Genomic DNA, 23,095 nt, shown 5'->3' on the forward strand with positions numbered 1-23,095 from the left:
ATCTACCTAAGCCATGCATCCAGGGCTGGCATGCTGGTGATCGCCGCGATGGCAATCAGGGAATAGGCGATCAGGCGGTAGTATTTCGGGTCAGCCTTGCCGAAGCTCTTCGAGCCGACGAACAGCCCAAGCGCATAGGCGGGTATGCCCGCGACTAGGAAATGACCGACCTCCAGCGTAAAGAAGCCGTTCAGCCAATAGGCCAGGATAGTGCCGATACTCGCGAGGGCGAAGAAGACAATCAGGTTGGCGCGGACGATTGCCGGCTCTTTGGCGCTTGAAAGCCAGAAGGCGACGACAGGCGGACCGGAAACCTGGCTGATTCCGCCGAGCACACCGGCGACGGCGCCCACGCCAAATGAGACCGCACGGGTCGGTTTGCTGTGATAGCGCCATCCCGACACGAGAAGAGCAAGCAGGCCAGCAACGATCGCAAAGATCACCCAACGCAGCATCAACACGTCACCGTTGGCCAGGAACCATGTTCCGGTATGAACGAAAATGACGGAGGCGGCGACCGCCGGAATGACCGTGTTCCAGTCGCATATCCGAACTGCGCGAACGACCAAAGGCATGGCAATGGCGAAGTCGAGAAACAGAAAGCCGGCTGCGGCCGTCGGCGGATAAACAATAGCGGTTGCCATTGGCATGAAGATCATGCCCGCGCCGAAGCCTGCAAAGCCGCGCACTGTTCCCGCCACAAAAAGAACGGCCCCCAGGAACTTGAGTGTTCCGGGTGAAAACGAAGAGAAAATATCGAACATGAGCCTCTGAAACCGGCAAGGCATGGGAAAAGCGCTTAGATGACCTGCCTATCGGCCGGTTGAGCTGGCGTCAACGCGGAAGTTTTGTTACCGGTTTGTTCCATGACACATCCGATTCGAGTTCTCGGCATCGATCCGGGGTTGCGGCGCATGGGTTGGGGCGTGATCGAGGCGATCGGAAATCGATTGACCTTCATCGCTTCCGGCACGGTGACTTCTAACAACAAGCAGGATCTGGCTGAACGTCTCGTCCAGCTGCATGACGGCCTGTCCCGGATTGTCGAACTTCAGGCGCCCATGGAAGCAGCGGTGGAGCTGACGTTCGTCAACAAGGATGCCGGGGCGACGCTGAAACTCGGTCAGGCCCGCGGTGTCGCGCTCCTGGTTCCAGCCCTTGCAGGGTTGCACGTGTCCGAGTATGCGCCGAACCTGGTCAAGAAGACGGTCGTGGGCACAGGGCACGCGGAAAAAGATCAGATCCGGGCGATGGTGAAGGTGCTGATGCCCCGGGCGACCTTTGATACAGATGATGCGGCAGATGCGCTGGCGATTGCTATCTGCCATGCCCATCATCGCGGTTCGACAACTGGAAGACTGGCACGGGCAGGCGCTGCATGATCGGAAAACTCAAAGGCACCATCGACAGCTACGGCGAGGATTATGTGATCCTCGACGTTCACGGTGTCGGCTATCAGGTCCATTGCCCCTCGCGCATCCTTCAGGCCCTGCCGCGTGCAGGGGAAGCCGCAGTCTTGGCGATTGAGACCTATGTTCGCGAGGACATGATCAAGCTCTATGGCTTCTCGGATGATGCAGAACGGGAATGGTTTCGTCTTTTGATGACGGTCCAGGGTGTTGGCGCGAAAGTGGCGCTGGCAATCCTGGGCATTCTCAAAGCCAGTGAAGTTGCCAACGCAATTGCCCTTGGCGACAAGGCGACGATCTCGCGTGCGCCTGGCGTCGGCAAGCGCGTTGCCGAGCGGATCTTGGCCGAGTTGAAGGACAAGGCGCCAAGTTTCGCCTCAGTGGATGCTGAGACAATCGCGGTGTCGCAGACCGTCAATGAAGACATTGCCGCAAGACCTGTGGCCGAAGCCGTGTCGGCTCTGACCAACCTTGGATATGGACAACCGCAGGCCAGTGCTGCGGTAGCCAAGGCGATGCAATCGGCAGGTGAGGACGCTTCCACGGAGACGCTGATCCGTCTCGGCCTGAAGGAACTCGCGCAATGACCGCCGTCATTTTCATTCTGATTGCAATTGTGTTCTTCGTGCTCGGCATGGGCGGGATCATGTATATTGATCACAAGTTCGCTCTCGCCGTCGATGGACGGACCTATTCCATGAAGGGCCGCAAGATTGACACTGAAGACCCTTACGTGCGCCGCCAGTTCAAGAAATTCTACGCCATTCGCGTTGTCTATTCTATCAGCCTGCTTGCACTCCTGATCGTGGTGGTCAGCTATGTCGGATGATCAGCGCCTCGTCACGCCGGAGATCCGCGGCGATGAAATCGACGGCACGATGCGGCCGCAGGCTCTCGATGATTTCGTGGGGCAGGCGCAGGCACGCGCCAATCTGAAGATTTTCATCGAAGCGGCCAAGGCGCGCGGTGAAGCGCTTGATCATGTGCTCTTCGTTGGCCCTCCGGGTCTCGGAAAGACGACCCTGGCCCAGATCATGGCGCGGGAGCTTGGCGTGAATTTTCGCGCAACTTCAGGGCCGGTGATCGCGAAGGCTGGTGATCTGGCGGCGCTTTTGACCAACCTTGAAGAGCGGGATGTTCTTTTTATCGATGAAATTCACCGCCTAAATCCGGCGGTGGAGGAAGTGCTTTATCCCGCGATGGAAGATTACCAGCTGGATTTGATCATCGGCGAGGGGCCCGCCGCCCGGTCGGTCAAGATCGACCTCGCGAAGTTCACCTTGGTTGCGGCGACGACGCGGCTCGGCTTGCTGACAACGCCTCTGCGTGACCGCTTCGGTATTCCTGTCCGGTTACAATTCTATACGGTTCCGGAACTGGAGCACATCGTCAATCGCGGCGCGCGCATCCTTGGTGTCGGCATGACCGAAGACGGGGCTCATGAGATCGCCAAGCGCTCGCGCGGAACGCCGCGCATTGCCGGCCGCCTGCTTCGCCGCGTGCGTGACTTTGCCGTGGTTGCCGGCAACGAAAACGTGGATCAGGCGCTGGCGGACAAGGCCTTGTCACAGCTCGAGGTCGACAATGCCGGTCTGGACAGTCTCGATCGCAGGTATCTCAGCCAGATTGCCATGAACTTCGGCGGAGGGCCTGTCGGCATCGAGACCATTGCGGCTGCACTCTCAGAGCCGCGTGATGCGATTGAAGAAATCGTGGAGCCCTATCTGATCCAGAACGGCTTCCTGCAGAGGACACCGCGCGGACGGGTTCTGACACCTCAGGCTTTTCAGCATCTTGGTCTTGCTGTTCCCAAGAGACCAGATGCGCCACAACTCGGTTTATTCGCCGAGCCCGAGTAGAGTCTTGCGGACTTCTTTTTTTGCGAAGTTCTGCCAAAATTAAATCTTTCTTGGTGAAAGCCGGTTGAATATCCCTCCGTATTTTTTGGGGGGTGTAATGATTCGTAAGCGTCTATCCACAAAGCTTGCTTTGATGTTTTTTGCCGGAACACTGACAATGTGTGTCGCCATTGTCGCAGTGACATCAAACCTTGCCAGCGGGGTCGCCAATTCCCAGGCCGATACCGCTCTCAAAAGTGCCACTCTCGGAAAACGCAAGACACTTGAGCTTGCTTTGGAACAGGTGACGGACAGCGCACGCTTTTTTGTGTCGCTGACCGAGGCCAAAGACAGTCTGATGAAAATGACTGTCGGCTGGAAAAACCTGAAAGAGGGCCAGACGGAAACCCTCCGCAAGATCTTTGTCGAGGACAATCCGCATCCCGCCGAAAAGCGTCATCTGCTGATCGAGCCGGACGCCAAGAACTACTACGTGAACAATCACAAGATCATTCACGCAGCCTATGTCGAGCTTGTTGGTCAGGGCCTGTTTTCAGGCGTCGCCATCGCCGACCCTGATGGAAACATCACGTATTCCTTCAACAAGGGCGCCGAATTTGCACGCCACGTTGATGATGCCCAGCTTTCGGAAAACCCGTTCGCAGCGGCATTGGGACCTGTCGTGGCGGCCAACGCGGCCGGCACCCTGAAGGCCGGAGAAGTATTCCCGTCCGGTTTCATCACCGGTGCCGACGGCAGGGTCAGTCTCGTTCTAGCAGCTCCTGTATTTTATTTGGATCGCTTCTTCGGTGCGGTTGGCCTGGAAGTCGATATGGCGCGGTTTGCATCGTTCCTCAATGATAGCAGCGGTCTAGGCAGCAGCGAAAACATCATGCTCGTTGACTCCAAGGGCACGCTTGTCGAAGTCGGAGACAACGGATTCGCCGAGCGGACCTTTGAGCTCTCGGCCATTCAGTCGGGCGCGGGAATGCTCTCCATCGATGGAATTGATTATCGCTTCTCTCGCGCCGACAGCATGGTGCAGACCAAACCTTTCGGCGTGATTGAGGCTGTGCAGCAAACGGAGCTCTCTGCCGCGGCGAACAAGATCACCTTTGGCGCGATCATCTCCGGTGTTCTTTGCATGTTGCCGATCGTTGGCCTTATCTGGTGGCTGACCGTTCGCATGTTTGCGCCGCTCAACACGCTGTCTGGCGCCGCGCGCAAAATCGCTGATGGTGACCTCGAGGTTGCTGTGGATGCAACCGAGCGTTCCGATGAGATCGGCGAAATGGCGCGCTGTATCGCGATCTTCAAGGAAAACTCGGTCGAGCGCGAACGCTTAGCATCTGAACGCAAAGTTGGCTACATCGCACGTGAGAAGCGTGAAAACCAGATCGACGCGCTGATCAATTCCTTCCGGACGGAAGCGCAAAGCGTGTTGTCTTCGGTCGAAGAGAACATTTTCCGTGTCGAGGAACTGTCAACGACGCTCAGCGACCGGTCCGCATCTGCGGCCGGGCGCAGTTCTCAGGCGGTGGGCGATTCTGAAAACGCATCGGCAAACGTTCAGGCGGTTGCCTCTGCCACAGAAGAGCTGAATGCGTCCATCTCCGAGATTTCCCGGCAGGTCGCCACGACCGCGGAAATCGTCGGCCAAACGACCTCCAACGCCCAGTCTTCCAATCAGAAGATTGCCGGACTGGCCGAGGCTGCCAACCGGATCGGGGATGTTGTGTCCCTGATTTCCGAGATCGCCGAGCAGACAAATCTTCTTGCGCTCAACGCGACCATAGAGGCAGCCCGCGCAGGCGAGGCTGGCCGCGGCTTTGCGGTTGTTGCCTCCGAGGTGAAGTCGCTCGCAGGACAGACGGCCAAGGCAACAGAGGAAATCTCGACCCAAATCGCTGCGATCCAGGCGTCGACCTCGGATGCGGTTGGTGAAATTGCGCTGGTGTCTAACTCGATGGATGAGGTCAACAATTATACCGCAACCATCGCCGACGCTGTTCAGCAGCAGGGATCGGCTACCAACGAGATTTCGCGCAATGTGGCCCAGGCAGCTGAAGGCACGTTGAATGTGTCGTCTGCGGTGGCCTCTCTCAGCGAGGACGTTGCCGAAAACTCCACTTCGGCGGAGCATATGCGTGAAGCAACATTGGAAATGAAGCATCAGGCGGAAAACCTGCGGACCTCGGTCGAGCGCTTCCTTTCGGACGTGGCAGCCGCCTAATTTTCGAGCTCGTGTAAAACACCAGACGGCCCGGCAACAATTGTCTTGTTGCCGGGCCGTCTGCTATTGGGGCTGAGATGACAAACGCAGAGGATATGCGCGTGACGACCTGGCCCGACCTTTCCGGCCGTATTATGGACGGCAAACACTTGCTGCCGGTTCGCGTCTATTACGAAGACACTGATTTTACTGGGATTGTCTACCATGGCGCCTATGTTCAGTTCTTCGAACGGGGCCGGTCCGACTTTCTGCGGCTTGCTAACATTCATCATTCCGAGCTGAAGGCCGGTGTGGATGGTGCTTCGCTCGCATTTGCCGTTCGCAAGATGAACATTGAGTTTTTCAAGCCGGCGACGATCGATGATGTCCTCGAAGTCAGAACCGTTCTCGAGGAGCAAAAGGGCGCCCGCATTGCCTTGCGCCAGGAAATTCTGAGGGAAGGGACTTTGCTCGTCTCGGCCGACGTTCTGGTCGCCGTGATTACGGAGGACGGACGTCCAACCCGTCTTCCGCTTCATCTTGCGCAGCGTCTCGCACAACTCGGAAGCGCGGCTCAAATACCCGGTGATCTGGAATAGTTCCTGAAAATGTTTAGAGTTCACGGACGATTCTTAATTGTCCGGTAACCATAATTGATTCTTTTGAATGCTGACCCCAAGACTAGGCGTCAGTCCCAGTTTCGCCAAAATCGGCAGTCACAGAGACGTTGAGCCTGACACGTCAGCACTAGGGGCAATTTGGCGCGCCGAAATTCGGTTCGCTTGAACAGGTACAGTCTTTCGCCCAAGAGGTCTTTTGTTTCATGAATGAACTTGTCCAGTCGACGTTGGCGGCGCAGGAAGGCGATATTTCGTTCTTCGCCCTCTTCTGGGAAGCACATATCGTCGTCAAGATCGTCATGCTTGGCCTGATCGGCGCTTCCGTATGGTGTTGGGCGATCATCGTCGACAAAACGCTGCTCTATGGGCGCACCAAACGCCAGATGAACCGTTTTGAGACGGTTTTCTGGTCCGGTCAGTCTTTGGAGGAGCTTTACGGCACGCTCCAGAACCGTGTGAACCATTCCATGGCTGCGCTTTTTGTTGCAGCGATGCGCGAGTGGAAGCGCAGCCACGAGGGTGCGCGCCCTGCCATTGGGAGCCTTCAGCAAAGGATCGACCGGGTCATGGATGTGACCATCCAGCGCGAGGCGGAGCGTCTTGAGAGCCGGCTTCTCATACTTGCGACGGTTGGTTCCGCAGCTCCCTTCATCGGGCTCTTCGGCACGGTTTGGGGTATCATGACCGCTTTCCAGGCGATCGCCAGCTCGCAGAGCACCAACCTGGCCGTTGTCGCGCCGGGGATCGCAGAAGCACTCTTTGCAACCGCGCTTGGCCTCCTGGCCGCTATTCCGGCCGTCATTGCCTATAACAAGTTGTCGTCTGATGTCGGCAAAGCCGTTGGCCGCATGGAAGGCTTTGCGGACGAGTTTTCGGCCATCTTATCCCGTCAGATCGACGAAAGGACCTGAGCCATGGGCATGCAGGTCGGAGGTGGTCAAGGCGGAGGTGGCAGACGCGGTCGTCGGCGTCGCCGGCATCAGCTGGTCAGTGAAATCAACGTCACGCCATTCGTGGACGTGATGCTGGTGCTTCTCATCATCTTCATGGTGGCGGCGCCGTTGCTGACGGTTGGAGTGCCCATTGATTTGCCGGAAACCCGGGCGAAGGCGCTGGAAGGCGATACGGAGCCGCTTACGATTTCCGTGAATTCTGCGGGACAGATTTACATTCAGGACACGGAAATCGCCATTGATGAGGTCGTGCCCAAACTCGAGGCGATTGCCGCTAACGGGTATGACGAGCGTATCTACGTACGCGGTGACCAGGATGCTGACTACGGCGTCATGATGAAGATCATGGGCCGAATAAATGCGGCCGGTTTTAAGCGCCTCGGCCTTGTGACCCTCGAAGAACAGGATTCATAGACCACCATGCGTGCTGGTCTCGTTGCGTCTTTGGCCGGCCACGCGGCCGTTTTGGTCTGGGGGCTTGTTGCTCTTCCGGATGCCGAGACCTTTTCGACCAGCCCGGTGGACTCCCTTCCTGTCGAGCTCGTGCCTGTCGAAGAATTGACCAGGTTGCAGAAGGGCGAGAAGACCGAAACCGAGATCCGTGACGTGGCTGCACTGACACCGACAGAGGCCCCGCCCAGGGAGGCTCCGCAGCCGGACGAAAAACCCGGCGATGCAACGGCTGAACAGGCACCTGCTCCGACACCAGAGCCGGCACCCGAGCCCGAGCCTGTTCCGGAACCTGAGCCAGAGCCAGAGCCCACACCGGAACCTGAACCAACGCCCGAACCGGAGCCCGCTCCCGAGCCAGAGCCCACGCCTGCCGCAGAACCAGAGCCTGAGCCGGAACCTGCGCCAGTTGAAGAGCCCAAGCCTGTGGTCACCAATGTGACGCCAAGGACCAAGCCGACGCCGCCGCGCCCGACACAGACGGCCCAGCAGCCGCAGGACGAGAATTTCAATCCGAACCAGATTTCGGCTCTTCTCAACAAGGTTGAGCCAGCTGGTGGCAGCACGTCGACGACGCAGGACCAAGCATCGCTCGGTAGCCGCCAGGGTGCGGAAAATGTTCGCATGAGCCAATCCGAGCTTGATGCTTTGCGCGGCCAGATCGCAAGATGCTGGAGCCCGCCTGTCGGTGCTGTGGGGGCTGAGACGCTCAAGGTCAGGGTCATGTTCGGTCTGGATCGTTCGGGGCAGGTCTCGGGCAGCCCCGAGGTGCTGACATCGAGCTCTCATCCGGCTTTCCGCGCGGCATCCAGCAGCGCAGTGCGCGCAGTCATGCGGTGTGCTCCCTATAACCTGCCGGCGGCCAAATATGACGCCTGGCAGGAAGTGATTATCAATTTCGATCCGCGCGAACTTGTTGGCGGATGAGACGTTACAGAGGAAACAAGGAGCCTTGCTAAAGATGCGCGACGTGCCGAGTTATGCCCGTTTCCTGTCCCGTTTGAAAACGGCGGCAGCTGCCTGCCTGTTGACCGCTGCTGCTGCCCTGCCGGCTGCACCTGCCCTTGCACTCATCGAAATCGATGTGACGCAAGGCCAGATCGAACCGATGCCGGTTGCTCTGCCATCGTTCGGTGCCGAGGGCGGCGATCCGAAGCTTTCGCAGGATATGACGGCCGTGATTGCCGCTGACCTGAAGCGTTCGGGCCTGTTCAACCCGCTGGATCCAGCCAGTTTCATTCAGAAAAACATGAATGTGAACACGACGCCTCGTTTCGGCGATTGGCGCACGATTGGAGCGCAAGCCCTGGTCAGCGGTTCCGTGACCAAGCAGGCTGATGGCCGCCTGCGCGCGGAATTTCGTCTGTGGGATGTCTTCGCGTCTGAGCAGATGCTTGGGCAGCAATTCTATACAACGCCTGAGAACTGGCGTCGTCTGGCCCATATCATTGCAGATGCGATCTACGAGCGGCTGACAGGTGAAAAAGGCTACTTCGATACACGTATCGTCTTTGTTGACGAGACCGGCCCGAAGGACAAGCGCGTCAAGAAACTTGCGATCATGGATCAGGATGGCGCCAACGTTCGCTATCTGACGCGCGGCGACGATCTTGTCCTGACGCCAAGGTTCTCTCCGACAAGCCAGGAAATCACCTACATGTCCTACGGTGCTGCCGATCCGAGCGTCTATCTGCTCAATATCGAGACCGGCCAACGCGAGATTGTCGGAAATTTCCCGGGCATGACCTTCGCACCGCGTTTCTCACCAAATGGGCAGCAGGTCATTATGAGCCTGCAGCAGGGTGCGAACGCGAACATCTTCACGATGGATCTGCGGTCCCGGAAAACCACGCGCCTGACAAATTCCGCGGCGATCGACACAAGCCCGTCTTTCTCACCCGATGGCAAGCGCGTCGTGTTTGAATCCGATCGGGGTGGATCACAACAGCTCTATGTCATGAATGCCAACGGCGGCAATGCGCAGCGCATCTCATTCGGGCCGGGCCGCTATTCCACGCCAGTCTGGTCGCCCCGCGGCGATCTGATCGCCTTTACGAAACAGCATCAGGGCCGCTTCATGATCGGTGTGATGAAACCTGATGGTAAGGGCGAGCGGATCCTCACGGAGGGCTATCACAACGAAGGGCCGGCTTGGTCACCAAATGGCCGTGTTCTGGTGTTCTTCCGCGACACGCCGGGCGCGAATGGCGGACCTCAGGTCTGGACCGTCGACCTGACCGGATACAATGAGCAGCGTGTTGCGACACCTGCCTTCGCGTCGGATCCGTCCTGGTCGCCCTTGATCGATTGACGGATTTAGTTTTTGTCTGTGTTAACGTCTTGCTAACCAACTTTGCCAAGGTCGTCTTAACCAGCTTTGTATAGAGATCGTTCACCCTGTCGGGGCCGGTGGGGATAGGAGAATGAAGATGTTGGAATTGGGGAAGTTTGCGCGAAGCGCAAAAATGTTGCTGGCGATTGGCGCCATGCTGTTTGTTGCAGCTTGTGCCCAGACCCAGCCCGACGGCCTGAAAGGCAACGTCGCACCCGGAACTGGTCAGGACTTCGTCGTGAACGTCGGCGACCGGGTTTACTTTGAAGAAGATCAATCGACGGTCAATGCGCAAGCGCAGGCAACCTTGGACAAGCAGTCTCAATGGCTCGCTAAGTATTCCAAGTACACGATCACGATTGAAGGCCATGCAGATGAGCGTGGCACGCGCCAGTACAATATTGCTCTTGGTGCCCGCCGTGCGGCGGCAGCCCGAGACTACCTGGTGTCGCGCGGCGTTTCGGCGTCGCGCATCAAGACGATTTCCTACGGCAAGGAGCGTCCGGTCGCTGTTTGTAACGACAACAGCTGCTGGTCCCAGAACCGTCGTGCTGTGACTGTCTTGAACAACGTGACCAACTGATCCCTGGATCAAAGCGCTGAAGAGAGGGTCGGATGTTTCCGACCCTTTTTTCGTTTTTGCGGCGCGCAAGCCTTGGTAATTGTTGTTGCATCTGCCAAAATTTGGCCGAAGTCGGCGCGCCCTGTGGTATCCAGCGATACAGATGGCTCAGGCTTCATGCCGAGATAACCAGGAGGATAGTATGGTGACATTTCGAGGACTTGCGGTCCTCTTGGCAGCGTTAGGACTGGCTGTTGTGTTGGCAACGCCTTCCGAAGCGCAGCTTTTCGGTCGGAAGAAGGATGATTCAACAGTTCGTGTAAATGAGCTGGAGGAGCGCCTGAGAGTTTTGACCGGCCAGATCGAACAGCTGTCATTTCAGATGCGTGAATTGCAGGATCAGATGCGGCGCATGCAGGAAGACAACGAGTATCGCTTCCAGCAACTCGAAGGCGGCACGCCGGGCAAACGCTCGGACATCGGGCAGCCGTCTCAAACAAATGGCGCGCAGGAGTTTTCAGGCGCGCCGAAATCGCTTGGAACCTTGCCAGCGTCCGGTTCTGGTGACGCGGATTGGTCGGCGACCGGCGGATATGAAAATGGCGCGACGAACTTGCCAACCAACGGACCGATTGACCTATCGGCACTCGCTGGCGGCGCTGCCGACGTTCCATCAGGTCCGACCGGCCTCGACGCACCGCAGGACCCGCTGACGACACAGTCGGCTCAGACTTTTGCGGGCCTGAGCGCAAGTGGTGATCCGCGTGAGGACTACGACCGCGCCTACAGCTATGCGGTCAATGGCCAATATGCGGCCGCAGAAGAAGGCTTTCGCTCCTTCATCGAGACCTATCCTGACGACAGATTGGCCTCCAACGCTCAGTTCTGGTTGGGTGAGAGCCTTTTGGCGCAACGCAATTACCGCGATGCTGCCGATGCCTTCCTGAAGACCTACACGGACAATCCGGGAAGTGACAAAAGCCCCGACAGTTTGCTGAAGCTTGGGCTTTCCCTGAACGGCCTTGGCGAGGGCGATGCCGCCTGCGCGACCTTTGCCGAGCTGTTGAACAAGTTCCCAAATGCTGCACCTGCCGTGCTCAGCCAGGCGCGGGAAGAACGTAGCCGTGCGCAGTGCTCCTGAGCTGCACGCCGGCGATCAGGTTCTAAGCTCAGATCAGATCGACCGGACCTTCAAGAATTTTCATGCCTTTTCCTGTCTCGCGATCGGCGTGTCAGGCGGCTCTGATTCACTCGCCCTTCTTTGTCTGCTGCATGACTGGCAACAACGCTCGCGTTGGCCCGGTCGCCTTCTTGTCTTGACCGTGGATCATGGTCTTCGGGACGAAAGCCCACAGGAAGCAGAGTTTGTAGGTGATCTTTGCCTCAAGATTGGCGTCGACCACAGGACGCTTCGTTGGACGTCTGCCAAGCCAAAATCAAATCTTCAGGACGAGGCCCGAAAGGCGCGTTACAGGCTTCTTGCCGAGGCAATGTCCGAGGACAATGCGGAAGCGCTTGTTCTGGCTCATCATCAAGATGACCAGGTCGAGACATTTCTTGATCGGCTTACGCGGGGCAGTGGCGTTTATGGCCTCGGCGCAATGCGTGCGGACGAGCGCTCTGGTCCAGAGGGATTGCGCCTCCTGCGGCCATTGCTGGACGTTCCAAAATCACAGTTGCAGGCGACCTTGCAGCAGATGGGTCAGGGTTGGTGCGAAGACCCCTCAAATGACAGCACGGACTACAAGCGTGTTCGATTGAGACATCTGGCGGCGGAACTCGCTGCGGAGGGCTTGGATGTCGAACGTCTGGTCGACACTGCAGGACGGCTTCGGCGCGCCGCCGATGCCATCGATTCATGGGTTGACCAAGTCTTGCAGAACAATGTTGAGGAGCATCCCGCCGGACCGCTTGCCTTGCACAGCGAGCAGTATTCCGGATTGCCGGAGGAAGTTCGGCTCAGACTGCTTTCACGCCTGATCCTGAGGGTAACGAGAACCGCGTATCCGCCGCGGCTTGCCAAGCTTGAGGCCCTTGATCTTGCGCTGTGCACCGATGAAAACGTTCGCTCGACCCTTGGTGGTGCGCAGATTGTGCGCTTTGGAGACCGTTTTTGTTTCTGGAAGGAAGCGGGGCGGCACCCGCCGGAAACCGCAAACCTGTGCGGGCAGGGGAGTATGGTTTGGGACGACCGTTTTCGTATTTCGTCAATGCGGGGTGCAATAGTCGAAGAGGGTGTGATGATTGGGCCATTGGCTGGAGCACCTGCAGCGGACGGTGAGTTCACCTTTCCTGAAGGCATGCCGAGGGACGCTTTTGCCACATGTCCGGCAATTTGGCGGCGCGAGAAGCTCTTGCTGGTTCCCGGTCTTTTCCATTCCGATCCGGAGATTGAGGCTTCGATTGCAGTGGAACACCTGCGAAAATTGCCAATGCGCACGGTTTAGCTTTGCAAAAACGCCGTCGATTTTTTGCCGGCTTTGTCGTGGATAAGAAAAAAAGCACCTGATTCATTTCGAGATTTAAGAAAAAAGTCAGTGCAGTTGCGCAAGAATGGCGCACCGCCTTGGCAGAGGGCTCTCTGCGACCTATCTTGGGATCAAGTACAAACCCGCGCACGTTGCCGCCCTTGGCGGTAAAGGGATCGAAATGAACGCAAATTTTCGCAACTTCGCACTTTGGGTGATCATTGCTTTGCTGCTGATCGCCTTGTTTCAGCTGTTCCAGAGCCCAGGCCAGCGGAGTGCGACCAATGAGGTCGCCTTCTCGCAGTTCCTGAATCAGGCCGAGCGCGGTGAAATCCGCGATGTGACCATTCAGGAGCAGCAGATCTCCGGTCACTACAACAGTGGTGGCTCGTTCCAGACCTATTCGCCGGAAAACGCGCAATATGTCGATCTACTCCGTGAGAAGGGTGTGCTGATCAACGCACGGCCGCCTTCAGAGAATTTCTCGCTGCTTGGCGCGCTTTTCTCATGGCTGCCGATGCTGATCATTCTCGGCATCTGGATTTTCGTGATGCGCCAGATGCAGGGTGGAGCTGGCGGCAAGGCGATGGGCTTCGGCAAATCGAAGGCCAAACTGCTCACCGAGGCTCATGGACGCGTTACGTTTGAAGACGTTGCTGGTATCGACGAAGCCAAGGAAGATCTTCAGGAGATCGTTGAGTTCCTGCGTGATCCGCAGAAGTTCCAGCGCCTTGGAGGCCGGATCCCACGCGGTGTTCTTCTGGTCGGTCCTCCGGGCACCGGTAAGACGCTCACCGCACGGGCCGTTGCGGGTGAGGCGAATGTGCCGTTCTTCACCATTTCGGGTTCTGACTTTGTCGAAATGTTTGTTGGCGTCGGCGCGAGCCGTGTCCGCGATATGTTTGAGCAGGCGAAGAAGAATTCTCCTTGCATCATCTTTATCGATGAAATCGATGCTGTTGGACGTCACCGCGGCGCTGGTCTCGGCGGCGGCAATGATGAGCGCGAGCAGACATTGAACCAGTTGCTTGTGGAGATGGATGGTTTTGAGCCCAACGAAGGCGTCATCATCATCGCTGCGACCAACCGTCCTGACGTTCTGGATCCGGCGCTCCTGCGTCCGGGCCGTTTCGACCGTCAGATCGTTGTCCCGAACCCGGATGTCACTGGCCGCGAAAAGATCCTCAAGGTTCACATGCGCAAGGTGCCGCTCGCGCCCGATGTCGATGTGAAGACACTGGCACGCGGTACGCCTGGCTTTTCTGGTGCTGACCTAATGAACCTTGTAAACGAAGCGGCGCTTCTGGCAGCTCGCCGGTCCAAGCGTCTGGTGACGATGGCCGAGTTCGAGGATGCCAAGGATAAGGTGATGATGGGCGCGGAACGCCGCACCCTGGTCATGACCGAAGAAGAAAAGAAGCTGACGGCCTACCATGAAGCCGGTCATGCATTGGTCGCGCTTCATCAGGAAGCGTCTGATCCAATCCACAAGGCAACCATCATTCCGCGCGGACGTGCGCTTGGAATGGTCATGCGCCTTCCGGAGAAGGACCAGGTGTCCCTGACGCGGGCGAAGTGCAAGGCCGACCTTGCTGTTGCCATGGGTGGGCGCGTGGCCGAGGAAATGATCTTCGGCTATGAAAAAGTCACTTCCGGCGCGTCTGGCGATATTCAGATGGCAACCAAACTTGCCAGGGCAATGGCGACGCAGTTTGGTATGTCAGACAAGCTCGGCCCGCTGCTCTATGGCGAGAATCAGGAAGAGGTGTTCCTCGGCCATTCCGTCGCCAAGAACCAGCATGTCTCCGACGAAACGCAGAAAATCGTCGATGCGGAGATCAAGTCCTTCGTCAATCAGGGCTATGAGACCGCAAAGAAGGTTCTGGGTGATTACGAGGACGAGCTGCACACCATTGCCAAGGGCCTTCTTGAGTACGAAACCCTGTCGGGTGACGAGATCAAGAACCTCCTGAAGGGTAAGCCGCCGGTGCGCGACACTGATGACGATCAGCCGATTGGACGGTCTTCGGCTGTTCCTTCTGCAGGGGTCAAGCGTGGCGGTGACGAGCCAAGCGGCGGCATGGAGCCTCAACCGCAGGCCTGATCCAGCCATAGTCCACTAAATGAAATGCTCGGTCCTTGACCGGGCATTTTTCTTGGCAAATATCCGTAACATTCGCTCATAATTTTTGAACCGTTTTGTGGGACGATCCGGGTTAGGGTCTGGGCTCAAAAGACCTGCGACGAACACTTACAGGGACATCAATTCTCATGCGCAAGTTCTTCGGAACGGACGGCATCCGCGGCCGTGCAAATGTATTTCCCATGACAGCCGAAATGGCGCTCAAGGTCGGCATGGCCGCTGGGCTGGCCTTCAAGAATGGTGAGCATCGCCACCGGGTCGTGATCGGCAAGGATACGCGTCTGTCAGGGTATATGATCGAAAATGCGCTTGTTGCCGGATTTACGTCCGTTGGTATGGATGTCTTCCTCCTTGGCCCGATGCCGACACCTTCCGTTGCCATGCTGACCCGATCCCTGAGGGCCGACCTTGGGGTGATGATTTCCGCATCTCACAACCCATTCCACGACAATGGCATCAAGTTTTTCGGACCGGACGGGTTCAAGCTTAGCGATGGCATTGAGCTTGAGATCGAGGCCCTGGCTGAAAGCGATATGATCAATCGTCTTTCCGGTTCGGGAGAGCTCGGCAGAGCGCGGCGAATTGAAGGGGCGCAGCAGCGTTATATCGAATTTGCCAAGCGTACTTTGCCGCGCGAGATGAGTCTCGAGGGTCTGCGCGTAGTCATCGATTGCGCCAATGGTGCCGCCTACAAGGTTGCCCCAGAGGCACTTTGGGAGCTGGGCGCAGATGTTGTCAGCCTTGGAGTGTCTCCTGATGGTTTCAACATCAACAAGGATTGCGGGTCGACCTCCACGGATGCGCTGGCCAAAAAGGTCCATGAAGTACGCGCCGATATCGGCATCGCTCTTGATGGCGATGCAGACCGGGTGATCATCGTTGACGAGAATGGCAACGTGATTGACGGTGACCAGTTGATGGCCGTCGTCGCCCAATCCTGGCAGGCTCACAACCGCCTTTCCCAGCCAGGTATTGTTGCGACTGTCATGTCCAATCTTGGGCTCGAGCGTTATCTCGGTGACCTTGGGCTGTCACTTGCACGGACCAAGGTTGGTGACCGCTATGTGGTCGAGCATATGCGGGCACAGGGCTACAATGTGGGCGGTGAGCAGTCTGGCCATATTGTTCTGTCTGATTTTGCGACGACGGGAGACGGCTTGATCGCAGCCCTTCAGGTCATGGCCTGTGTGAAAGACATGGGCCGGTCGGTTTCCGAAGTTTGCCGGCGGTTCGATCCAGTGCCTCAGCTGTTGAAGAATGTGCGCTACAGCGGTGGTACCCCACTTGAGCAGGCTGACGTAAGGGCCGCTATCGAAGATGGTGAGCATCGGCTTGGTAATTCGGGCCGGCTTGTCATTCGGGCGTCCGGAACTGAACCACTCATCCGCGTCATGGCGGAGGGAGATGACGCTGGCCTCATCAAGCAGGTCGTCAATGACATCGCCGATGTTGTTGCCAGGACGGCCGCCTGACGACATCACGAAATGCTGTTGAACGTATGAACTCACGAAGAGGCATCACTTTTTAAGTGGTGCCTTTCTTTCATTTATATTAACGAGATCTTGCGACGTTAAGTTTATATTAAGGTAAAAAAACGGCGTTAAAGAACAGGGTTAAGTCGACCTTAATCATTTTTGACCAATCTGCCCTTGATGTATCTAGCGCGACCCGCAGAGGATTATGCGGACGCCTGACGTAAAGGACGAGGACATGGTCATGTTTTTAAAGCGATTGTCTTTGACCGGCGCCGCAGTGGTTCTTTCAACTGCGGCCATGGCGGCGGATCTTCCGGCCCCGGTCATTGAGCATATTCCGGAAGTTCCGGCTGCCGGCGGATGGTATCTGCGCGGCGATATTGGCTACAAGGTTTATGAGGATCCGACCGGCCGGTTCAACGATCCCGTTGCCGGTGATTTCCGTTATCAGCGTGAGACCATGGACGATGCCTGGATGATCGGCGTTGGTGTCGGTTATCAATTCACCGACTACTTCCGCGGCGATGTCACGCTCGACTATGAAACTGCTGCAGAAGCCAAGGGCTATGCGGTTTGTGGAACTTGTACCGGTGGGTTCTCAGAAGAGAGCACAGACATTGATGTCTGGACTGTGATGGTCAACGGGTATGTGGATATTGGTACGTGGCACAATATCACGCCTTATGTTGGTGCGGGCATTGGTGCGGCCTACGTTCGTACGAGCGGCACGACCTCTGTGAACCCAGGTGCCTCCGCCGTTAAATACGACGGCGACCACGGCGAATGGAACTTTGCCTGGGCGTTGATGGCTGGTGCTTCCTATGCGGTGACGCCGAACTGGAGCATTGATGCGGGCTATCGCTACAAGAATCTCGGCACCGCCAAAACGGTCAAGTATTACAACACCGGGTCCGGCAACACGCGCTCCGAGTTCAAGGATCTGACCGCCCACGAATTCCGTCTGGGTGCTCGCTATACCTTCGACAGCTATGCGGCGGCTCCAGCTCCGAGCTACTACCCGGCACAGCCGATCACCAGCAACTTCTAAGCTGGTCTTCATAAGCGATTTGGAAAGCCGGCCCAGCGGGTCGGCTTTTTCTGTTTGCGCGACAGTTACCTCGAATTGAATTGACGAACTGCCGGAACAGTCCTATCCCCATCAGTGGGCCACCCCTCCCCAACGAGGGGCTCCTATCTGTGAGGGTAGATTACATGACTATAGGAATCTCGAAGCCGGACGTGCGTCCGGCCAATCCAAATTTTTCGTCCGGACCCTGCTCCAAGCGACCTGGCTGGTCCCTTGAGGGCCTCGCCGATGCGCCGCTTGGCCGGTCTCATCGCGCCAAGGTTGGAAAAGCCAAGCTGGCCGAGGCGATAGACCTGACACGCGAAGTGCTCAAGGTTCCCGCCGACTACCGGATCGGCATTGTCCCCGCATCAGACACCGGCGCTGTCGAGATGGCCATGTGGTCTCTTCTTGGTGCTCGTCCGGTCGACATGCTTGCCTGGGAGAGTTTTGGTTCTGGCTGGGTCACGGACGTTCTGAAACAGCTGAAGCTGGACGGTGCCCGCAAGATCGAAGCGCCCTATGGCGAGTTGCCTGATCTAGCAAGTGTCGACTTTTCCCACGATGTCGTCTTCACCTGGAATGGCACGACCTCCGGCGTTCGCGTTCCGAACGCGGATTGGATCCCTGCCGACCGTGAAGGCCTGACGATCTGTGACGCCACGTCTGCTGCGTTTGCGCAGGATCTGGAATTTTCCAAGCTCGATGTTGTGACGTTCTCCTGGCAAAAAGTGCTCGGCGGGGAGGCGGCGCACGGGGTCTTGATCCTGAGCCCACGGGCGGTCGAACGTCTCGAGAGTTATGTCCCATCCTGGCCTTTGCCAAAGATCTTCCGCATGACAAAGGGCGGCAAGCTGATCGAAGGCATCTTCAAGGGTGAGACGATCAACACACCGTCCATGCTCTGCGTCGAGGACTATCTCGATGCCCTGAAATGGTCTCAGTCCATTGGGGGCCTGGAAGGCTTGAAGGCTCGCGCAGATGGCAATTTGAAAGTCCTCGCCGACTGGGTCGAGAAGACCAACTGGGTGGAATTTCTGGCTGTCGAGCCGGCGACGAGGTCCAATACGTCGGTCTGTTTCAAGGTGGTTGACCCGGACGTGACGGCGCTTCCTGCGGATGCTCAGGCTGCATTTGCCAAGGCGATGGTTGCTGCGCTTGATGCCGAAGGCGTTGCCTACGACATCGGTGCCTACCGCGATGCCCCCTCCGGTCTGCGGATCTGGTCGGGAGCCACAATCGAAGCGTCTGACCTCGAGGCTCTGGTTGCCTGGCTTGACTGGGCTTTCGCCGATCAGAAAGCGCGCCTCTAGAGGCTGCAAATTCTTCAAGTGACACGGAAAATGTGCTCGACCGGTGACCCGGCCGAGCCCTCTTCAACACAATTGAGGAGTGCGCCTTATGGCTCCGAAGGTACTGATTTCAGATAAGCTGTCGCCTGCCGCCGTCCAGATCTTCAAGGATCGCGGGATCGACGTGGATTTCCAGCCTGACCTTGGCAAGGACAAGGAGAAACTCCTTGCCGCCATTGGCGACTATGATGGTCTCGCAATTCGGTCGGCCACAAAGGTCACGGAAAAGATCATTGCCGCAGCCGATAACCTCAAGGTGATCGGTCGGGCCGGTATCGGCGTCGACAACGTTGATATCCCGCATGCAACTGCACGCGGCATCATCGTCATGAACACCCCGTTCGGCAACGCGATCACCACGGCTGAACACGCAATTGCGATGATGTTCTCGGCGGCACGGCAGATTCCGGCCGCGGATGCATCGACCCAGGCGGGCAAGTGGGAAAAATCCCGGTTTATGGGGAAAGAGATCACCGCAAAAACGTTGGGCCTGATCGGTTGCGGCAATATTGGTTCGATCGTCGCCGATCGGGCGATCGGCCTCAAGATGAAGGTGGTCGCTTTTGATCCGTTCCTCACGCCCGAGCGCGCCGTGGTGTTGGGCGTCGAGAAAGTCGAGCTCGACGAGCTTTTGCGCCGTGCCGATTTTCTGACGCTGCACACGCCTCTGACGGACAAAACCCGTAACATCATCGATGCGGCGGCGATCGAAAAAATGAAGCCTGGCGCATTCATCATCAATTGCGCCCGTGGGGGCTTGGTTGATGAGGCGGCAGTTCGCGCTGCGCTGGACGAAGGTAAGCTCGGCGGTGCCGCCTTTGATGTCTTCGTTCAGGAGCCGGCAAAGGAAAATACCCTGTTCGGTGCTCCCAATTTTGTCTCGACGCCGCATCTTGGGGCATCAACCAGCGAAGCACAGGAAAATGTCGCGCTGCAGGTCGCGGAGCAGATGTGCGATTTTCTGCTGGAGGGGGCGGTTTCCAACGCGCTCAACATGCCATCGATATCGGCGGAAGAAGCTCCCAAACTGACGCCATTCGTTCAGCTCGCCGAACAGCTGGGTTCTTTTGCCGGACAGCTCACCGAGAGCGGGATCAAGAAGGTGCGTCTGGAATATGCTGGCGCTGTGGCCGATCTCAATACAAAGGCGCTGACTTCAGCCGCGTTGACAGGGGTTCTGACCCCTCTGCTTCAGACCGTAAATATGGTGTCCGCCCCTGTGGTTGCCCGTGAGCGGGGGATCGAAGTGGAAGAAATTCGCCGCGAGAAAAAAGGTGCCTATGAAACCTACATCCGGCTGACCCTGGTCACGGAGCATCAGGAGCGCTCCGTTGCGGGAACCGTCTTCGCAGATGGCAAGCCAAGGATTATCCAGGTCAAAGGCATCAACATGGAGGCGGAACTGGGCGCGCATATGCTCTATGTCACCAATGAGGACAAGCCTGGTTTCATTGGTCATCTCGGAATGGAACTTGGGAGCGCAGGCGTGAACATTGCGACCTTCAATCTTGGACGTATCGCAGCTGGGCAGGATGCGATTTGTCTTGTCGAAGTTGACGGCAAGGTGCCCCAGGAGGTGATGGACCGTTTGGCTGCGGTCTCTCATGTGAAGCAGGTGAAGTCTCTGTCGTTCTGAGAACGGGCATCCAGCCAATTTGTTGGAGAGGCGGTCCTTTGGGCCGCCTTTTCTTTTTAGGTCAGACCGAGGCGGCGGAGGATGATGCGGCCGTCGAGAACCAACAATCCCAAGAGCAGCAGGCCAAGTCCGCCAATCTGGAAGCCCGTCAGGCTCTCACCTAAAATTATCACGCCAAAAAGGATCGCGGTTGCCGGTACGATAAGGGTCACCAGAGATGCATTGGTCGCGCCGGCGTCCGCAAGGAGCCTGAAATAGATCAGGTAAGCCGCCGCTGTTGCGACCAGTCCAAGGGCCAGGACGTTGGCCCAGACTTCAAATGAAACACTGGTCATCGTCCAGCTGCCTGACGACAGAACGGCGATCGGCAACATGATGAGGCTTGAGCCGGTGAGCTGTCCGGTCGCCGATATGACTGGCGGCAGATCCTTGAAACGCCTCGCATAGGCGGCGGCCAGCCCATAGGACAAGGCTGCCCCCAGACACGCCAGTTGGGCCCATAGTGGATCGTGACCAGCTCCTGTCAAATTCGGCAGGAGCATTATCGCGACACCTGCAATGCCCAAGACGACACCTGCAGCCCTATGAAACTGGACGGTCTCCTGCTGGAGCAGAACTGCGGCAATGACAAAGGTGAAAATCGGGGTCGTCGCGTTGAGGATCGACGCCAGTCCCGCGGAGATTTCGGTCTGTCCCCAAAAGAGAAGCGAAAAGGGAACGGCGTTGTTCAGCAGTCCCATGACGAGAAAAGAGACCAAGAGCGTGGGAGAGAGTGGGAACGAGATGCCCCGGAGTCGTAAAACGAAATGAAGGGCCAAACCTGCAATCAAAACTCGAAGAAAGACCAGAACAAGTGGTGGAATTTCCGCGACTGCCACCTTGGCGAAGAGAAATGAACCGCCCCAGATCGTGCCGAGCAGAAGCAGCAAAAACCAGTTCGCCAGTGTCATTGATCTATCCATCATCACGGGTTGTTCGATTGCACTGCCTAACAGCTGTGAGCAGTAGACGACACCCGAAAACCGATGTGAGAGACAGCTGTAGCAGGGTATCCGGCATTCATCGCGAACTGCCGAGAACGGGCGGCTTAGTGCGGTGCCGATTGAGTTAGGTATCTGATATTGAACGACTTTTAATGCTCCTGCGAAAAAGCGGCTCCAGGGCTCGCAAGTTGATGACCAAATGGCTATAGTCCGCCGCGTTTGCCTCGGATACCCGTTCGGGGCTCGATGTGTTTGCGCCTTATTCAAAAGGCGCCTGTAATGCCGCTTCAGGAGGGCGTTTATTCCATGGCCAATGTGGTTGTCGTCGGATCGCAATGGGGGGACGAAGGCAAAGGCAAGATCGTTGACTGGTTGTCCGAGCAAGCCGATGTGATTGTCCGTTTCCAGGGCGGCCACAATGCCGGCCATACGCTGGTGATTGATGGTGTCAGCTACAAGTTGTCCCTTCTGCCTTCAGGCGTCGTGCGCGGCAAGCTCTCGGTCATCGGCAACGGTGTCGTTCTGGATCCGCATGCTCTTGTGGACGAACTTGAGCGCCTCAGGGTCCAGGGCATTGTTGTCACGCCGGAGAACCTGCGCATTGCAGAGAATTCGACGCTGATCCTTTCGCTTCATCGCGAGCTGGACGCCCTGCGCGAGAATTCAAACACAGGGACGCGTATCGGCACCACCAAGCGTGGTATCGGTCCTGCGTATGAGGACAAGGTCGGCCGCCGTGCGATCCGCTTGATGGACCTCAAGAACCTGTCGACGTTGCCAGCAAAGATCGACCGTTTGCTGACCCATCACAACGCTTTGCGCCGTGGCCTCGGGCAGGACGAGATTTCGGCGCAGGCGATCTATGACGAACTGTCGAGCGTTGCCGACAAGGTGCTGCCTTTCATGGATTCCGTCTGGTACCTGCTCGATGGGCAGCGCAAGGACGGCAAGCGCATTCTGTTTGAAGGCGCCCAGGGTGCACTGCTGGATATCGATCACGGTACCTATCCGTTCGTGACGTCTTCGAACACGGTCGCAGGACAGGCGGCCACAGGCTGTGGTCTTGGTCCAGGTGCCATCGACTATGTGCTTGGTATCACCAAGGCCTATACGACGCGCGTTGGCGAAGGGCCGTTTCCGACTGAGCAGCAGAACGAAGTCGGTGAGTTTCTTGGCACACGTGGCCATGAATTCGGCACTGTGACTGGCCGTCGGCGGCGTTGTGGCTGGTTTGATGCGGTGCTGGTCCGTCAGACGGTTTGCACCTCGGGCATCAATGGCATAGCGCTGACCAAGCTCGACGTTCTTGATGGTCTGGAAGAGATCAAAATCTGTGTCGGCTATGAGCTTGACGGAGAGCGAATCGATTATCTCCCCGCGTCACAAGGTGCGCAGGAACGGGTCGTGCCGATTTACGAAACCTTGCCGGGTTGGAAAGAATCCACAGAAGGTGCACGCACCTGGGCCGATTTGCCTGCGCAGGCCGTCAAATACGTTCGTCATGTGGAAGAACTGATTGGTGCACCGGTTGCGCTTCTTTCGACCAGCCCGGAACGCGACGATACAATCTTGGTTCAAAACCCCTTCCAGGGCTGA

General features: G+C 57.4%; 21 protein-coding genes. 19 read left to right on the forward strand and 2 right to left on the reverse strand.

The genetic code is table 11. The features are described 5' to 3' along the window. Positions 1–2 precede the first annotated feature (2 nt). Entirely contained in the window at positions 3–764 is a 762-nt protein-coding gene (locus IG617_RS11250; protein ID WP_192109316.1) for a sulfite exporter TauE/SafE family protein, read from the reverse strand. A gap of 102 nt (positions 765–866) precedes the next feature. Between IG617_RS11250 and ruvC the strand changes: the two genes are divergently transcribed. From ruvC to serA, 18 genes are all read left to right on the forward strand, one after another. Next, positions 867–1,382 carry a crossover junction endodeoxyribonuclease RuvC gene (gene ruvC / locus IG617_RS11255; RefSeq protein WP_153771925.1) on the forward strand — a complete coding sequence of 172 codons (516 nt, stop codon included), beginning with the start codon at positions 867–869 and terminating at the stop codon, positions 1,380–1,382. Beyond that, positions 1,379–1,996 (forward strand): Holliday junction branch migration protein RuvA, encoded by a 618-nt coding sequence (ruvA, locus tag IG617_RS11260; protein WP_192109317.1) that lies wholly within the window; start codon positions 1,379–1,381, stop codon positions 1,994–1,996. The genes ruvC and ruvA overlap by 4 nt, the downstream gene beginning before the upstream one ends. After that, a complete protein-coding gene (locus IG617_RS11265) occupies positions 1,993–2,238 on the forward strand; it encodes an endonuclease (protein WP_153771927.1) in 246 nt (81 codons plus the stop codon). Before ruvA ends, IG617_RS11265 begins: the two co-directional genes overlap by 4 nt. Next, the gene (ruvB, locus tag IG617_RS11270; protein ID WP_192109318.1) at positions 2,228–3,268 is read left to right on the forward strand and encodes a Holliday junction branch migration DNA helicase RuvB; all 1,041 of its coding nucleotides are present in this window, start codon (positions 2,228–2,230) and stop codon (positions 3,266–3,268) included. The genes IG617_RS11265 and ruvB overlap by 11 nt, the downstream gene beginning before the upstream one ends. 157 nt (positions 3,269–3,425) lie before the next feature. Next, a complete protein-coding gene (locus IG617_RS11275; RefSeq protein WP_209008425.1) occupies positions 3,426–5,480 on the forward strand; it encodes a methyl-accepting chemotaxis protein in 2,055 nt (684 codons plus the stop codon). 101 nt (positions 5,481–5,581) lie between these two features. Next, on the forward strand, positions 5,582–6,058 hold the full coding sequence (gene ybgC, locus IG617_RS11280) for a tol-pal system-associated acyl-CoA thioesterase (RefSeq protein WP_338109968.1): 477 nt from the start codon (positions 5,582–5,584) through the stop codon (positions 6,056–6,058). Positions 6,059–6,282: 224 nt separating this feature from the next. Further along, positions 6,283–6,990 carry a protein TolQ gene (tolQ, locus tag IG617_RS11285; RefSeq protein WP_153771930.1) on the forward strand — a complete coding sequence of 236 codons (708 nt, stop codon included), beginning with the start codon at positions 6,283–6,285 and terminating at the stop codon, positions 6,988–6,990. Positions 6,991–6,993: 3 nt separating this feature from the next. Continuing rightward, positions 6,994–7,446 (forward strand): protein TolR, encoded by a 453-nt coding sequence (tolR, locus tag IG617_RS11290; RefSeq protein ID WP_192109319.1) that lies wholly within the window; start codon positions 6,994–6,996, stop codon positions 7,444–7,446. 6 nt (positions 7,447–7,452) lie between these two features. Next, complete coding sequence (locus IG617_RS11295) at positions 7,453–8,409, forward strand: energy transducer TonB (protein WP_192109320.1); 957 nt, start codon at positions 7,453–7,455, stop codon at positions 8,407–8,409. A 34-nt stretch (positions 8,410–8,443) separates the two neighbouring features. Then, a complete protein-coding gene (tolB, locus tag IG617_RS11300; protein ID WP_192109321.1) occupies positions 8,444–9,793 on the forward strand; it encodes a Tol-Pal system beta propeller repeat protein TolB in 1,350 nt (449 codons plus the stop codon). A gap of 118 nt (positions 9,794–9,911) precedes the next feature. Continuing rightward, positions 9,912–10,397 carry a peptidoglycan-associated lipoprotein Pal gene (gene pal / locus IG617_RS11305; RefSeq protein WP_192109322.1) on the forward strand — a complete coding sequence of 162 codons (486 nt, stop codon included), beginning with the start codon at positions 9,912–9,914 and terminating at the stop codon, positions 10,395–10,397. 181 nt (positions 10,398–10,578) lie between these two features. Next, a complete protein-coding gene (gene ybgF, locus IG617_RS11310) occupies positions 10,579–11,517 on the forward strand; it encodes a tol-pal system protein YbgF (protein ID WP_192109323.1) in 939 nt (312 codons plus the stop codon). Beyond that, the gene (tilS, locus tag IG617_RS11315; RefSeq protein WP_192109324.1) at positions 11,501–12,823 is read left to right on the forward strand and encodes a tRNA lysidine(34) synthetase TilS; all 1,323 of its coding nucleotides are present in this window, start codon (positions 11,501–11,503) and stop codon (positions 12,821–12,823) included. Before ybgF ends, tilS begins: the two co-directional genes overlap by 17 nt. Positions 12,824–13,025: 202 nt before the next feature. Beyond that, positions 13,026–14,948 (forward strand): ATP-dependent zinc metalloprotease FtsH, encoded by a 1,923-nt coding sequence (gene ftsH / locus IG617_RS11320; protein ID WP_192109325.1) that lies wholly within the window; start codon positions 13,026–13,028, stop codon positions 14,946–14,948. A gap of 167 nt (positions 14,949–15,115) precedes the next feature. After that, positions 15,116–16,459, forward strand: coding sequence for a phosphoglucosamine mutase (glmM, locus tag IG617_RS11325; RefSeq protein WP_192109326.1), 1,344 nt, complete (start codon positions 15,116–15,118; stop codon positions 16,457–16,459). A 244-nt stretch (positions 16,460–16,703) separates the two neighbouring features. Continuing rightward, entirely contained in the window at positions 16,704–17,510 is an 807-nt protein-coding gene (locus tag IG617_RS11330) for an outer membrane protein (protein ID WP_209008426.1), read from the forward strand. Between the two features lie 164 nt (positions 17,511–17,674). Next, complete coding sequence (locus IG617_RS11335) at positions 17,675–18,841, forward strand: phosphoserine transaminase (RefSeq protein ID WP_192109328.1); 1,167 nt, start codon at positions 17,675–17,677, stop codon at positions 18,839–18,841. Between the two features lie 88 nt (positions 18,842–18,929). Further along, positions 18,930–20,516, forward strand: coding sequence for a phosphoglycerate dehydrogenase (gene serA / locus IG617_RS11340; protein WP_192109329.1), 1,587 nt, complete (start codon positions 18,930–18,932; stop codon positions 20,514–20,516). A 56-nt stretch (positions 20,517–20,572) separates the two neighbouring features. Here the strand turns inward: serA and IG617_RS11345 are convergent, their stop codons facing one another. Further along, on the reverse strand, positions 20,573–21,466 hold the full coding sequence (locus IG617_RS11345) for a DMT family transporter (protein WP_192109330.1): 894 nt from the start codon (positions 21,464–21,466) through the stop codon (positions 20,573–20,575). Between the two features lie 339 nt (positions 21,467–21,805). Here IG617_RS11345 and IG617_RS11350 point away from each other — a divergent pair, with 339 nt between their 5' ends. Then, complete coding sequence (locus tag IG617_RS11350; protein WP_192109639.1) at positions 21,806–23,095, forward strand: adenylosuccinate synthase; 1,290 nt, start codon at positions 21,806–21,808, stop codon at positions 23,093–23,095.

Source organism: Roseibium polysiphoniae (assembly GCF_014842925.1).
GTDB classification, from domain to species: Bacteria; Pseudomonadota; Alphaproteobacteria; order Rhizobiales; family Stappiaceae; genus Roseibium; species Roseibium polysiphoniae.

What these genes read in the sequence shown, in the direction of transcription:
- IG617_RS11250 (WP_192109316.1), bottom strand. Translation starts at nt 764, where the DNA reads ATGTTCGATATTTTCTCTTCGTTTTCACCCGGAACACTCAAGTTCCTG.
- ruvC (WP_153771925.1), top strand. Translation starts at nt 867, where the DNA reads ATGACACATCCGATTCGAGTTCTCGGCATCGATCCGGGGTTGCGGCGC.
- ruvA (WP_192109317.1), top strand. Translation starts at nt 1,379, where the DNA reads ATGATCGGAAAACTCAAAGGCACCATCGACAGCTACGGCGAGGATTAT.
- IG617_RS11265 (WP_153771927.1), top strand. Translation starts at nt 1,993, where the DNA reads ATGACCGCCGTCATTTTCATTCTGATTGCAATTGTGTTCTTCGTGCTC.
- ruvB (WP_192109318.1), top strand. Translation starts at nt 2,228, where the DNA reads ATGTCGGATGATCAGCGCCTCGTCACGCCGGAGATCCGCGGCGATGAA.
- IG617_RS11275 (WP_209008425.1), top strand. Translation starts at nt 3,426, where the DNA reads ATGTGTGTCGCCATTGTCGCAGTGACATCAAACCTTGCCAGCGGGGTC.
- tolQ (WP_153771930.1), top strand. Translation starts at nt 6,283, where the DNA reads ATGAATGAACTTGTCCAGTCGACGTTGGCGGCGCAGGAAGGCGATATT.
- tolR (WP_192109319.1), top strand. Translation starts at nt 6,994, where the DNA reads ATGGGCATGCAGGTCGGAGGTGGTCAAGGCGGAGGTGGCAGACGCGGT.
- IG617_RS11295 (WP_192109320.1), top strand. Translation starts at nt 7,453, where the DNA reads ATGCGTGCTGGTCTCGTTGCGTCTTTGGCCGGCCACGCGGCCGTTTTG.
- tolB (WP_192109321.1), top strand. Translation starts at nt 8,444, where the DNA reads ATGCGCGACGTGCCGAGTTATGCCCGTTTCCTGTCCCGTTTGAAAACG.
- pal (WP_192109322.1), top strand. Translation starts at nt 9,912, where the DNA reads ATGTTGGAATTGGGGAAGTTTGCGCGAAGCGCAAAAATGTTGCTGGCG.
- ybgF (WP_192109323.1), top strand. Translation starts at nt 10,579, where the DNA reads ATGGTGACATTTCGAGGACTTGCGGTCCTCTTGGCAGCGTTAGGACTG.
- ftsH (WP_192109325.1), top strand. Translation starts at nt 13,026, where the DNA reads ATGAACGCAAATTTTCGCAACTTCGCACTTTGGGTGATCATTGCTTTG.
- glmM (WP_192109326.1), top strand. Translation starts at nt 15,116, where the DNA reads ATGCGCAAGTTCTTCGGAACGGACGGCATCCGCGGCCGTGCAAATGTA.
- IG617_RS11330 (WP_209008426.1), top strand. Translation starts at nt 16,704, where the DNA reads ATGTTTTTAAAGCGATTGTCTTTGACCGGCGCCGCAGTGGTTCTTTCA.
- IG617_RS11335 (WP_192109328.1), top strand. Translation starts at nt 17,675, where the DNA reads ATGACTATAGGAATCTCGAAGCCGGACGTGCGTCCGGCCAATCCAAAT.
- serA (WP_192109329.1), top strand. Translation starts at nt 18,930, where the DNA reads ATGGCTCCGAAGGTACTGATTTCAGATAAGCTGTCGCCTGCCGCCGTC.
- IG617_RS11345 (WP_192109330.1), bottom strand. Translation starts at nt 21,466, where the DNA reads ATGACACTGGCGAACTGGTTTTTGCTGCTTCTGCTCGGCACGATCTGG.
- IG617_RS11350 (WP_192109639.1), top strand. Translation starts at nt 21,806, where the DNA reads ATGGCCAATGTGGTTGTCGTCGGATCGCAATGGGGGGACGAAGGCAAA.